The organism is Pseudomonas sp. VI4.1 (assembly GCF_002029345.1).
In the GTDB taxonomy this organism is placed as follows: Bacteria; Pseudomonadota; Gammaproteobacteria; order Pseudomonadales; family Pseudomonadaceae; genus Aquipseudomonas.
The window spans coordinates 15,555-26,733 of sequence record NZ_MULM01000163.1; the positions used below are offsets into that span (position 1 = coordinate 15,555).

The window sequence follows — 11,179 nt, forward strand, 5'->3', positions numbered from 1 at the left end:
ACAGGCGTTGGCTGTGGCATGACTCGATCAATAAGAAGACTGGATGAAAACCCGCGACCGGATCCTCGAATGTGCCCTGCAGTTGTTCAATCAGAAGGGCGAACCGAACGTCTCCACCATGGAAGTTGCCAATGAAATGGGGATTAGCCCGGGTAATCTTTACTACCACTTCCACGGCAAGGAACCGCTGATACTCGGCTTGTTCGAGCGCTTTCAGGCTGAACTTGCACCACTGCTCGATCCGCCGGCCGATGTCGAATTGGCCCCCGAAGATTACTGGCTGTTCCTGCACCTGATCGTCGAGCGCCTGGCGCACTACCGGTTTCTGTTCCAGGACCTGTCGAACCTGGCCGGGCGCCTGCCGAAGCTGGCCAAGGGCATCCGCAACCTGCTCAACGCGCTCAAGCGCACGCTGGCTTCATTGCTGGCGCAGTTGAAGGCTCAGGGGCAGTTGGTCAGCGACACCCAGGCGCTGGGCCAGTTGGTGGAGCAGATCACCATGACACTGTTGTTCTCGCTGGATTACCAACGGATTCTTGATCGCGAGGGTGAGGTGAGGCTGGTGGTATATCAGATCATGATGCTGGTGGCGCCGCATCTGTTGCCACCGATCAAGGTGGCGACCGAGCAAATGGCACTTCAATATCTCGAAGAACACGAATAACCCCCCTGCAGGAGCTGGCTTGCCAGCGAAGGCGATCGAAAAATCACCGCAAAATCCAGCGATCCCTTCGCCAGCAAGCCGGCTCCTACGGAGAAAGGGGTGTGTCATTCAGCATTTTGTTGGCTGTGACGACGTCTTCGCTGGCAAGCCAGCTCCTACAGTGGATCACAAACAAAAACGCCCGACCTTTGCAGGTCGGGCGTTCTCTTGAGTCCCGGAAAAATCAGGACTGACTGGTTGGCGTCGATGGCGCTGGCGCGGCAGTCGGGGTTGCAGCAGGGGTCGGTGCAGCAGCGGAGTTCGATGTGCTGACCGGGGTTGCCGGGGTGGCGGCAGCCACTGCTGGTTTTGGTGCAGCAGCTTTCGGCGCTGCCGGTTTTTTCACGGCCGGCTTCTTCGCGGCGGCAGGTTTTGCTGCTGCCTTGGTGGCCGGTTTGGCTGCTGCGGTTTTCGCTGCAGGCTTGGCTGCAGGCTTGGCTGCCGGTTTAGCCGCCGCTTTGGCAGCGACCGGTTTGGCCGCTGGCTTGGCTGCTGCAGGTTTGGCGGCGGCGGTCTTGGCGGCTGGTTTAGCGGCAGCCTTGGCCAGCGGCTTGGCAGCCGGTTTCGCTGCTGCGGTTTTGGCCGCAACAGGCGCAACCTTGGCACCGGTGAGTTTTTCGATTTGCTTGGTCAGGGTATCGACCTTGCTGTGCAGTGCCTTGACCTCATTGCGGCTTGGTACACCCAGGCGCGAAATGGCGCTGTTCAGGCGCTTGTCGAAAGCCCCTTCCAGCTCATCCCACTTGCCCATTGCACGATCTTTCACGCCGCTGATACGCGACTTGGCCGACGAAGCGGAATCCTTGGCGGCATCGACTTTCTTATCGACAGCGCTCTTGGTGAGCTTCTCGGCTTTCTCGCCGTCTTTAACCAATGCATCGAAGAGCTTGCTGCCGTCAGTGTCGATCTTCGAGTACACGCCCAAACCAGCCAGCCAGATTTTGCGGGAGTAGTCTTCGACTTTCCCGATCCACGAGCTGCCTTCTTTATCGGTGTTCTTTTTACCAGCCATCCCGTTCTCCTTAAGATTTATGCGCGACGCGTTCGAGCAATGCCGTCAGCTCATCGAGCTTGGCAGAGAGTGTCTCCACGTCATGTTTAGACGGAATGCCGATACGATTCAAGGTACTTGCGACACGCGAGTCAAAAGCCTTCTCGACTTTGTCGAGTTGAACTTCGACCTTGCCTTTGAAAGAGCTGACTTCAGTCTTGGCTTCATCAATCTCGGCATTAGCCGCTTCGAGCTTCTCGGCAACGGCTTCTTTGCCTTTCTTTTCAACAGCTTGACCGGCCACGATCAGCTCTTGAAAGTACTCGCTACCCTCTTGGCCGACCCTGGCGTAAGCCCCCAGGCCTGCCAGCCAGATTTTGCGAGCATAGGATTTGACGTCGCTCAGAGCCGTTGTCGAAGCGTCGATTTTTTTCTTCAAAATAACTTTGGCCATGGTGCACCTCACGCGCAGAAGGTTTGAGGAACTGCCCGCGAAAGCGTCGGGCTCAGGCACAAAGTAGTGAGAATAATTAGAAACGGCACCCTAACAACTGACATAAAACTTCGAGCACACCGCAACCAACTGTGGGAGCGGGCTTGCTCCGGGCGGCGTTCCGACGAATGCGGTAAATCAGTCGACATCAGTGCTGAATGACACACCGCATTCGCGAGCAAGCCCGCTCCCACACTGATCGCATTTCATAGAAGGTCGCGGATCAGGCCAACGCTTTATCGAGCGCCTTCTCGATTTCCGATTTGATCATGCCGCTCATGGCCGACATCATCAGGCCCAACTCCACATCGACGCGGATCGAGTCTTCGCTGACATGCACCTCGCCTTTCACACCCGAACGCTTGAGGTTCAGCGTATCGCCGGACCATTGCGGTACCAGGCCATATTGCTCGGACAGCTTCTGCGCCAACTTGTCGGCCTTCTCGCGGGCCGCTTCCTTGCCCAGGCCGTGGGCACGCTCAACACTAATACGGGCCATCGAATGACTCCTGCTTTATGGATACTTTCCTGAAGCATCTTGACCGCTGCTGCGGCAAAACGTCCCGGCGATTGCCTATCTTACCTTCAGCCTTGCCAAGACAAAGCAGGCCACCGGGATTAGAATGTCCCGCATTCTCTTTTGGTGACAGCGATATGACTGATCAGCGCAAAGGCAGCGATGCCGAACCCACCACTCACTTCGGCTTCAAAAACGTTCCGGAAAGCCAGAAGGCGGAAAAAGTCGCTGAGGTTTTCCACTCGGTAGCGGCCAAGTACGACTTGATGAACGACCTCCTGTCGGGCGGCATGCACCGTTTGTGGAAGCGTTTTGCGATCGAACTGTCGGGCGTTCGCACCGGCAACCGAGTGCTGGATATCGCCGGCGGCACCGGCGACCTGACCAAGAAATTCTCGCACCTCGTTGGCCCGACCGGCCAGGTCGTGCTGGCCGACATCAACGAATCGATGCTCAAGGTCGGTCGTGACCGCCTGCTGGACCTGGGTGTGGCCGGCAACGTCGAATTCGTCCAGGCCGATGCGGAAAAGCTGCCGTTCCCGGACAACCATTTCGACTGCGTGACCATCGCCTTCGGCCTGCGCAACGTCACTCACAAAGAAGACGCGCTGCGCTCGATGCTGCGCGTGCTGAAACCGGGTGGCCGCTTGCTGGTGCTGGAGTTCTCCAAGCCCACCAACGCGCTGATGTCCAAGGCCTACGACGCCTACTCGTTCGCCTTCATGCCACTGATGGGCAAGTTGATCACCAACGACTCGGAGAGCTATCGCTACCTGGCCGAATCGATCCGCATGCACCCGAATCAGGAAACCTTGAAGTCGATGATGGTCGAGGCCGGTTTCGACCGCGTGACCTATCACAACATGACCGCAGGCATCGTGGCCCTGCACCGCGGCATCAAACCCTGATGTTGCTGGCCGGTCTGCTCGCCAGCGTCGAACTTGGTCTGAACCGGGTGCTGCGGCTCGACAGCACGGCGTTGCCGCGGCTGGCGCATTTGAGCGGCAAGGTGATTGCCGTCGACTGCCGCAGCCCGGCGCTGCAACTGTTCATCCTGCCCAGCGATGAAGGCCTGATGCTCGCCGCCCACTGGGAAACCGGCGCCGACTGCACCTTGCGTGCACCGGCCTCGAGCCTGTTGAAACTGGCGATGAGCAAGGACAAGACCTCGGTCCTGCATGGTCCTGAAGTCGAACTCGACGGCGACAGCGGCGTATTGCTGGAACTGGCGGCGATCCTCCAGGACCTGGAACTGGACTGGGAGTACGAGCTCTCGCGCTGGCTGGGCCCGGTCGCCACGCAATTGGTCGGTGGTCATCTGCGCAGCCGCGCACGCTGGTATCAGCAAGGGTTCGCCAGCCTGAATCAGAACCTGGGCGAATACCTGGCCGAAGAATCGCGCACCCTCGTCGGTCAGCGCGAAGCTGAAGCCCGTTTCAGTGAACTGGACCAGATCAAACTCGATCTGGAACGTCTCGAGGCGCGCTTCGAGCGCCTTTCCCGATCCCTCGACCCAAGCGATAACGCATGAAGCTGCTTGCCGTCCGCCGTTTGTTGCGCATCCAGCGCGTTGTGATCCGCTACCGCCTCGATGACCTGCTGTTCGCCCTGCCGCTGCCCTGGTTTCTGCTGGCGCTGCGCTATGCCTTGCCGTGGCGCTGGTTTCCGCGCAAGACCCTGGACCTGAGCCGTGGTGCGCGATTGCGCCTGGCGCTGCAGGACCTGGGACCGATTTTCATCAAGTTCGGGCAGATTCTCTCCACTCGCCGCGACCTGCTGCCGGAAGACATCGCCGATGAGCTGATGAAGCTGCAGGACCGGGTGCCGCCGTTCGACTCGCAAGTGTCGGTCAATCTGATCGAAGAACAGCTCGGCAAAAAAATCAGTGAAGTGTTCAGCCGCTTCGACGTCGAACCGCTGGCCTCGGCCTCGGTGGCGCAGGTGCATGCCGCGCAACTGAAAACCGGCGAAGAAGTGGTGGTCAAGGTCATCCGCCCGGGCCTGAAACCGATCATTGCCCAGGACCTGGCGTGGCTGTTCATCCTCGCCCGCGCCGCCGAAAAGCTCTCGGCCGATGCGCGCCTGCTGCACCCGGTGGACGTGGTCCAGGATTACGAAAAAACCATCTACGACGAACTCGACCTGTTGCGCGAAGCGGCCAACGCCAGCCAGTTGAAGCGCAACTTCGACGGCTCGGACCTGCTCTACGTACCACAAGTCTATTGGGATTGGTGCCGGCCGAAAGTGCTGGTGATGGAGCGTATCTACGGAATCCAGGTCACCGACCTGGCCACCCTCGCCGACCAGCGCACCGACATGAAAATGCTCGCCGAGCGCGGCGTGGAGATCTTCTTCACCCAAGTGTTCCGCGACAGCTTCTTCCACGCCGACATGCACCCGGGCAACATCTTCGTCAGCACCGTCAACCCATGGAGCCCGCAATACATTGCGATCGACTGCGGCATCGTCGGCAGCCTGACCCCGGAAGATCAGGACTATCTGGCGCGCAACCTGTTTGCGTTCTTCAAGCGCGATTATCGTCGCGTGGCGCAATTGCACATCGATTCGGGCTGGGTGCCGGCGGAAACCAAACTCAACGAATTCGAAGCGGCGATCCGCACCGTGTGCGAGCCGATTTTCGAAAAACCGTTAAAAGATATTTCCTTCGGCCAGGTGCTGATGCGCCTGTTCCAGACCGCTCGACGTTTCAACATGGAAGTGCAGCCGCAGCTCGTGCTGCTGCAAAAAACCCTGTTGAACATCGAAGGCCTGGGCCGTCAGTTGTACCCGGACCTTGACCTGTGGAACACCGCCCAGCCATTCCTCGAACGCTGGATGCGCGAGCGGGTCAGCCCCAAAGCCTTACTCGGCAATGTGCAGAGCCAGTTCGAACAGTTGCCGCACCTGGCGAACATGGCCCGCGACCTGCTCGAGCGCATGTCCCAGCCCCACGCCCATGATCCTCCACCGCCGTGGCATCGACGCAAGGACGACTGGCTCCTGCGCCTGCTCGGTTGTGCGCACCTGGCCGGCGGCACGATACTCGCCGCGGGTGGGCCATTGAACGAAATGGGCCATTGGCCGGCTGGCATCATGGTGGCCGTCGGCTTGTATCTGGTCGTTCGCCGATAGCCAGCGCCCCCGCACGCTGGCACACTGTTTCAACGCCTGTGCCCGACTAATGAAGTGTCGGGCCCGCTGTCGGAGTCGATGATGAAAAACTGGCTGGACGAGATCAAGTGGGACGCCGATGGCCTGGTGCCGGCGATTGCCCAGGATCACAAGACCGGACGCGTCCTGATGATGGCCTGGATGAACCGGGAAGCGCTGGAACTGAGCGCTGCCGAGAACCGCGCCATTTACTGGTCGCGCTCCCGTGGCAAATTGTGGCGCAAGGGCGAAGAATCCGGGCACGTGCAAACCCTGCATGAGATGCGCCTGGACTGTGATGCCGACGTGATCATCCTGATGGTCGAGCAGATCGGCGACATCGCTTGCCATACCGGCCGCCAGAGCTGCTTCTACCGTGTCTTCGAGAACGGCGACTGGAAAACCGTCGACCCGGTCCTGAAAGACCCGCACGCCATCTACAGCGCAGGACACACCCATGAGTGATACGTTGACCCGTCTGGCCCAGGTACTGGAAGAGCGCAAAGGCGCCGCCGCCGACAGCTCGTATGTCGCCAGCCTGTACCACAAGGGCTTGAACAAGATTCTGGAAAAAGTCGGCGAAGAGTCGGTCGAAACCATCATTGCCGCCAAGGACGCCGCCATCAGCGGCGACTGCAGCGATGTGATCTACGAGACCGCCGATTTGTGGTTCCACAGCATGGTCATGCTCGCCCAACTGGGGCAACATCCACAGGCTGTACTCGATGAACTGGACCGTCGCTTCGGTCTGTCCGGACACGCCGAGAAAGCCTCGCGCCCGTCCGCCTGAACAACTATTAGAGAGGAGCAGCATCATGGGTATTTTTGACTGGAAGCACTGGGTCGTCATCCTGGTTGTCGTGGTGCTGGTATTCGGTACCAAGAAGCTGAAAAACCTCGGCACCGACGTGGGCGAGTCGATCAAGGGCTTTCGCAAGGCCATGAACGATGAAGACAAGCCGGCTGATCCGACGGTGACCCCGCAACAACCGGTTCCACCTGCTCAACCACAGACCGCACAGTCCGTGAACCAGCCGCACACCATCGACGTGCAGGCGCAAAAAGTCGAAGAGCCGATCCGCAAAGACGTGTGAGCACTGACTAATGTTTGGTATCAGCTTCCCTGAACTGCTGCTCGTCGGCCTCGTGGCCCTGCTGGTGCTGGGCCCCGAGCGCCTGCCGGGTGCAGCGCGCACCGCTGGCCTGTGGGTCGGGCGGTTGAAGCGCAGCTTCAACGCGATCAAACAGGAAGTTGAACGTGAAATCGGTGCCGACGAGATTCGTCGGCAGCTGCACAACGAGCACATTCTGTCGCTGGAGCAGGAGGCGCGGAAGATTTTCACGCCGACTCAGCAAGAGGCCGCACCGGTTCAGCCGGTTGAACCTGTGGCGGAGCAGACGATTCATGCTCCGACTGCAGACCCTGCGCCTGCCCAGGTAACGACGGAAACGGTGAAAGCTGTTGAACCGCCGCCGGTTATCGCGTCCGTAGAACCTGTTGCTCCTGCCGCCGCGCCGACAACGCCGGCTCCTCACGACACCACTTTGCCGCCGCGAGTCTCATGAGCGATCTCCCCGAAAACGACCAGCACATGCCGCTGGTTTCGCACCTCACCGAGTTGCGTACCCGCCTGCTGCGCTGTGTAGCGGCGATTTTCATCATCTTCGCCGGGTTGTTCGCCTTCACCCAGCAGATCTACACCTTCGTCTCCACGCCCCTGCGCCAGTACCTGCCGGTCGGCGCGACGATGATCGCCACCGACGTGTCCTCGCCGTTCCTGACGCCGCTGAAGCTGACCATGATGGTGTCGCTGTTCCTGGCCATCCCGGTGATCCTGCATCAGATCTGGGGCTTCATCGCGCCGGGGCTGTACAAGCATGAGAAGCGCATCGCGGTGCCATTGCTGGTGTCCAGCATCCTGCTGTTCTACACCGGCATGGCGTTCGCCTATTACCTGGTGTTCCCGCTGATCTTCAAATTCTTCGCCGCCGCCACCCCGGCCGGCGTGGAAATGATGACCGACATCAGCAGCTACCTCGATTTTGTCATGACGCTGTTCTTCGCCTTTGGCGTGGCGTTCGAAATCCCGGTAGCCGTGGTGCTGCTGGTGTGGATCGGCGTGGTCAACGTCGTCTACCTGAAGAAGATCCGGCCGTATGTGATCATCGGCTGCTTCGTGGTCGGCATGATCCTCACTCCGCCGGACATCTTCTCGCAGACCCTGCTGGCCGTGCCGATGTGGCTGCTGTTCGAGATCGGCATCCTGTTCAGCGGCCTGATCAGCAAACGCGGCGAGCACCCGGACGACCAGCCGGTTGACGATCACAACGACCAGCCGCCAGCGACCCAGCCGTGAACCTGCTGCTCCTGGAAGAGGCCGATTTCATAGCGGCCGACCGCGTGATCCTGCGTGATCGCCGGTTGACTCACATGCAGGAAGTTCATCGTTCGGTCGTCGGCGACAGCCTGCGGGTCGGGCGTATCGACGGCTTGATGGGCTCGGCCGAATTGCTGCGCCTGGACGCCGATGAAGCAGAGTTGCGCGTCATCCTCGATCAGCCCCCACCCGCCAAGCTGCCATTGACCCTGATACTGGCCCTGCCACGCCCGAAAATGCTGCGCAGGGTGTTCCAGACCGTGGCGGCCATGGGTGTGCCGCGCATCGTGCTGGTGAACAGCTACCGCGTCGAGAAGAGCTTCTGGCAAACACCCTTCCTGGAGCCCGAGGCGATTCGCGAGCAACTGATCCTCGGCCTCGAACAGGCGCGGGACAGCGTGTTGCCGCAGATCGTCATCGAGAAGCGCTTCAAGCCCTTTGTCGAAGATCGCCTGCCAGCGACGACCGAAGGCACCCTCGGCCTGGTCGGTCATCCCGGCAACTACCCGCCCTGCCCCCGTGGCCTGGATGAGCCGGTGACCCTGGCCATCGGCCCCGAAGGCGGCTGGATCCCCTACGAAATAGACCTGCTGGGCAAGTCCGGGCTGCAACCGGTGCAGCTCGGCGAACGCATCCTGCGGGTCGAAACCGCCGTCACCGCGCTGCTTTCACGCCTCTTCTGACACCGCCTCTATCCCCTGTAGGAGCGAGCTTGCTCGCGAAGGTCGTTAACGATGACGAAGGCGGCCTGGATGAGCGCGGCGACTTTACGCCCATCGCGAGCAATCGAGCGTCGACCGGCTGCTCCTACAGAATGTCGTGACCCTGCCGATACACCTCCCATAAAACCAACGTTTGGTTCTGGGGAGTTGCAGCATGTACCAATGGCTAGCCGAGAAACTGGGGAACATCAGCGTCAATCGCAAACTGGGTGTCGGCTTCGGTCTGGTGCTCCTGCTGACGTTGTTAACCACCTTCACCGGCTGGTCCGGCCTGAACGAGGTGACAAGCCGTGGCGACAAACTCGGGTTCATTTCCAGCCTCAATGAGCTGACCAAAGACCTGCGCATTGCCCGCCTGGACTACGACATGCGTCGCGGCGAACAGGGCCCGGGGGCGGTCAATGACCTGCTGGGCCAGCTCGAAACCGGCTTGAAGACCGCGCGTACGCTGATCGAACAACCCACCGACGCCGCCATGCTCGACCAGCAACTGGCTGCCGTCGCCGAGTACAAGCGCGCCTTTGCCGACATGACCCAGGCCACCGTCACTCGCGAAGATGCCCGCAGCAAGCTGGGAGCGACCGCCGACAACGCCGTGGCCCAGATCGCCGCCGTGGAGCAATCCTTGCTGCACGGCGAAAGCGTCGCCGACTACAACAACGTGATCGAGCTGAGCAAACTGCTCCAGCAAGCGCGTTATCAGGTTCGCGGTTATACCTACAGCGGCAAGGCCGAAGCCGAACAACCGGCGCTGGACGCTATCGACATGGCCCTGCAAAGCCTGGCAAACCTGCCGTCCAAGGTGCCGGAACAGCACCTCGCCAATCTGCAACAAGCCAGCGAATCGCTGAAAGGTTATCGCGCTGCCGTCGGCCAGTTCCGTGACTCGCAGGTGGCGAACGCCACCGCCCTGAAACACATGGCGGCCCAAGGCGACATCCTCATCGACCTGAGCAAAAAGCTGACGGCGTCGCAGACCGTGGTGCGCGACACCGATGCCGCCCACGCGAAAAACATGCTGTTGCTGGCGGCCCTGCTGGCCCTGGCTTTTGGCTTGCTCGCGGCTTGGGCCATCACCCGTCAGATCGTGGTTCCCCTCAACCAGACACTCAAAGTCGCCGAGCGCATCGCCGCGGGTGATCTGACGCACAATCTCGTGTCGCAGCGTCAGGACGAACTCGGCCAGCTGCAACGCGCCATCCAGAGCATGACCCAAGGCTTGCGCGAACTGATCGGTGGCATCAGCGATGGCGTCACGCAAATCGCCAGCGCTGCTGAAGAGCTATCCGCCGTCACCGAGCAGACCAGCGCCGGGGTCAACAGCCAGAAGGTCGAGACCGACCAGGTCGCGACCGCCATGAACGAGATGACCGCCACGGTGCAGGAGGTCGCACGCAACGCTGAAGAAGCCTCCGAGGCCGCAGTCGCTGCCGACCAGCAGGCCCGCGAAGGTGACAAGGTGGTCAGCGAAGCCATCGCCCAGATCGAGCGCCTGGCTATCGAGGTGGGTAACTCCACCGTCGCCATGGGCGATCTCAAGCGCGAAAGCGACAAGATCGGCAGCGTGCTCGACGTGATCAAATCCGTGGCACAGCAAACCAACCTGCTGGCCCTCAACGCCGCCATCGAAGCCGCTCGTGCCGGTGAGGCCGGACGCGGTTTTGCGGTGGTCGCCGACGAAGTCCGCAGCCTCGCCCAGCGGACCCAGAAGTCCACCGAAGAAATCGAAGAGTTGATCGTTGGCCTGCAAAGCGGCACCCAGCAAGTGGCGACCATCATGGACAACAGCCGCAGCCTGACCGACAGCAGCGTCGAACTGACCCGCCGCGCCGGTGGATCGCTGGCCAACATCACCCGCACCGTGTCGGCGATCCAGTCGATGAACCAGCAGATCGCCGCTGCAGCCGAGCAACAAAGCGCCGTGGCCGAAGAGATCAACCGCAGCGTGCTGAACGTGCGCGATGTGTCCGAGCAGACTTCGGCTGCGAGTGAGGAAACCGCGGCGTCCAGCGTTGAGCTGGCGCGGTTGGGGACGCATTTGCAGATGCTGGTGGGCCGGTTCAAGGTTTAAAGGGCATAACAACCGCACACTCCCCTGCAGGAGCTGCCGCAGGCTGCGATCTTTTGATCTTCGACGGTTCCACAATCGCCAGGATCAAAAGATCGCAGCGGCGAACTAACCTGATCAAAGCCCACAGTTCGTCCACCAGGGGCACAACGGAAAA

At 60.7% G+C, this 11,179-nt stretch carries 14 protein-coding genes and 1 pseudogene; 12 read left to right on the forward strand and 3 right to left on the reverse strand.

The window, feature by feature from the left end; genetic code table 11:
• Positions 1 to 43: 43 nt before the first annotated feature.
• The gene (locus BZ163_RS19070) at positions 44 to 664 is read left to right on the forward strand and encodes a TetR/AcrR family transcriptional regulator (protein WP_128872204.1); all 621 of its coding nucleotides are present in this window, start codon (positions 44 to 46) and stop codon (positions 662 to 664) included.
• Positions 665 to 887: 223 nt separating this feature from the next.
• Here BZ163_RS19070 and BZ163_RS19075 read toward each other — a convergent pair whose 3' ends face one another.
• The 3 genes from BZ163_RS19075 to BZ163_RS19085 form a co-directional block, all read right to left on the reverse strand.
• Entirely contained in the window at positions 888 to 1,715 is an 828-nt protein-coding gene (locus BZ163_RS19075; protein ID WP_128872205.1) for a phasin family protein, read from the reverse strand.
• Between the two features lie 10 nt (positions 1,716 to 1,725).
• On the reverse strand, positions 1,726 to 2,148 hold the full coding sequence (locus tag BZ163_RS19080) for a phasin family protein (RefSeq protein WP_128872206.1): 423 nt from the start codon (positions 2,146 to 2,148) through the stop codon (positions 1,726 to 1,728).
• Positions 2,149 to 2,410: 262 nt separating this feature from the next.
• Complete coding sequence (locus BZ163_RS19085; RefSeq protein WP_128872207.1) at positions 2,411 to 2,686, reverse strand: polyhydroxyalkanoic acid system family protein; 276 nt, start codon at positions 2,684 to 2,686, stop codon at positions 2,411 to 2,413.
• A gap of 155 nt (positions 2,687 to 2,841) precedes the next feature.
• On the opposite strand from BZ163_RS19085, the gene ubiE reads away from it, so the two are divergent.
• From ubiE to BZ163_RS36495, 11 genes and pseudogenes are all read left to right on the forward strand, one after another.
• The gene (gene ubiE, locus BZ163_RS19090) at positions 2,842 to 3,612 is read left to right on the forward strand and encodes a bifunctional demethylmenaquinone methyltransferase/2-methoxy-6-polyprenyl-1,4-benzoquinol methylase UbiE (protein ID WP_007948968.1); all 771 of its coding nucleotides are present in this window, start codon (positions 2,842 to 2,844) and stop codon (positions 3,610 to 3,612) included.
• Entirely contained in the window at positions 3,612 to 4,235 is a 624-nt protein-coding gene (locus tag BZ163_RS19095) for an SCP2 domain-containing protein (protein WP_128872208.1), read from the forward strand. Before ubiE ends, BZ163_RS19095 begins: the two co-directional genes overlap by 1 nt.
• The gene (gene ubiB, locus BZ163_RS19100; RefSeq protein WP_128872209.1) at positions 4,232 to 5,836 is read left to right on the forward strand and encodes a ubiquinone biosynthesis regulatory protein kinase UbiB; all 1,605 of its coding nucleotides are present in this window, start codon (positions 4,232 to 4,234) and stop codon (positions 5,834 to 5,836) included. The genes BZ163_RS19095 and ubiB overlap by 4 nt, the downstream gene beginning before the upstream one ends.
• Positions 5,837 to 5,917: 81 nt before the next feature.
• Complete coding sequence (gene hisI / locus BZ163_RS19105) at positions 5,918 to 6,319, forward strand: phosphoribosyl-AMP cyclohydrolase (RefSeq protein WP_054054645.1); 402 nt, start codon at positions 5,918 to 5,920, stop codon at positions 6,317 to 6,319.
• Positions 6,312 to 6,644: a phosphoribosyl-ATP diphosphatase gene (locus BZ163_RS19110; RefSeq protein ID WP_007899279.1), complete on the forward strand. Its 333-nt coding sequence runs from the start codon at positions 6,312 to 6,314 to the stop codon at positions 6,642 to 6,644. Before hisI ends, BZ163_RS19110 begins: the two co-directional genes overlap by 8 nt.
• Before the next feature lie 25 nt (positions 6,645 to 6,669).
• On the forward strand, positions 6,670 to 6,948 hold the full coding sequence (locus BZ163_RS19115) for a twin-arginine translocase TatA/TatE family subunit (RefSeq protein WP_128872210.1): 279 nt from the start codon (positions 6,670 to 6,672) through the stop codon (positions 6,946 to 6,948).
• Positions 6,949 to 6,958: 10 nt separating this feature from the next.
• Entirely contained in the window at positions 6,959 to 7,420 is a 462-nt protein-coding gene (gene tatB / locus BZ163_RS19120; RefSeq protein ID WP_128872211.1) for a Sec-independent protein translocase protein TatB, read from the forward strand.
• The gene (tatC, locus tag BZ163_RS19125) at positions 7,417 to 8,211 is read left to right on the forward strand and encodes a twin-arginine translocase subunit TatC (protein ID WP_128872212.1); all 795 of its coding nucleotides are present in this window, start codon (positions 7,417 to 7,419) and stop codon (positions 8,209 to 8,211) included. The genes tatB and tatC overlap by 4 nt, the downstream gene beginning before the upstream one ends.
• On the forward strand, positions 8,208 to 8,915 hold the full coding sequence (locus tag BZ163_RS19130) for a 16S rRNA (uracil(1498)-N(3))-methyltransferase (RefSeq protein WP_128872213.1): 708 nt from the start codon (positions 8,208 to 8,210) through the stop codon (positions 8,913 to 8,915). Before tatC ends, BZ163_RS19130 begins: the two co-directional genes overlap by 4 nt.
• 193 nt (positions 8,916 to 9,108) lie before the next feature.
• Positions 9,109 to 10,170 (forward strand): annotated as a pseudogene (locus tag BZ163_RS36490) (methyl-accepting chemotaxis protein); the annotation flags it as partial.
• Positions 10,171 to 10,311: 141 nt separating this feature from the next.
• Positions 10,312 to 11,025: a methyl-accepting chemotaxis protein gene (locus BZ163_RS36495; protein ID WP_371916820.1), complete on the forward strand. Its 714-nt coding sequence runs from the start codon at positions 10,312 to 10,314 to the stop codon at positions 11,023 to 11,025.
• The last annotated feature ends 154 nt before the right edge of the window (positions 11,026 to 11,179 follow it).

What these genes read in the sequence shown, in the direction of transcription:
- BZ163_RS19095 (WP_128872208.1), top strand. Translation starts at nt 3,612, where the DNA reads ATGTTGCTGGCCGGTCTGCTCGCCAGCGTCGAACTTGGTCTGAACCGG.
- tatB (WP_128872211.1), top strand. Translation starts at nt 6,959, where the DNA reads ATGTTTGGTATCAGCTTCCCTGAACTGCTGCTCGTCGGCCTCGTGGCC.
- BZ163_RS19070 (WP_128872204.1), top strand. Translation starts at nt 44, where the DNA reads ATGAAAACCCGCGACCGGATCCTCGAATGTGCCCTGCAGTTGTTCAAT.
- tatC (WP_128872212.1), top strand. Translation starts at nt 7,417, where the DNA reads ATGAGCGATCTCCCCGAAAACGACCAGCACATGCCGCTGGTTTCGCAC.
- BZ163_RS19110 (WP_007899279.1), top strand. Translation starts at nt 6,312, where the DNA reads ATGAGTGATACGTTGACCCGTCTGGCCCAGGTACTGGAAGAGCGCAAA.
- BZ163_RS19085 (WP_128872207.1), bottom strand. Translation starts at nt 2,686, where the DNA reads ATGGCCCGTATTAGTGTTGAGCGTGCCCACGGCCTGGGCAAGGAAGCG.
- hisI (WP_054054645.1), top strand. Translation starts at nt 5,918, where the DNA reads ATGAAAAACTGGCTGGACGAGATCAAGTGGGACGCCGATGGCCTGGTG.
- ubiE (WP_007948968.1), top strand. Translation starts at nt 2,842, where the DNA reads ATGACTGATCAGCGCAAAGGCAGCGATGCCGAACCCACCACTCACTTC.
- BZ163_RS19075 (WP_128872205.1), bottom strand. Translation starts at nt 1,715, where the DNA reads ATGGCTGGTAAAAAGAACACCGATAAAGAAGGCAGCTCGTGGATCGGG.
- ubiB (WP_128872209.1), top strand. Translation starts at nt 4,232, where the DNA reads ATGAAGCTGCTTGCCGTCCGCCGTTTGTTGCGCATCCAGCGCGTTGTG.
- BZ163_RS19115 (WP_128872210.1), top strand. Translation starts at nt 6,670, where the DNA reads ATGGGTATTTTTGACTGGAAGCACTGGGTCGTCATCCTGGTTGTCGTG.
- BZ163_RS36495 (WP_371916820.1), top strand. Translation starts at nt 10,312, where the DNA reads ATGAACGAGATGACCGCCACGGTGCAGGAGGTCGCACGCAACGCTGAA.
- BZ163_RS19080 (WP_128872206.1), bottom strand. Translation starts at nt 2,148, where the DNA reads ATGGCCAAAGTTATTTTGAAGAAAAAAATCGACGCTTCGACAACGGCT.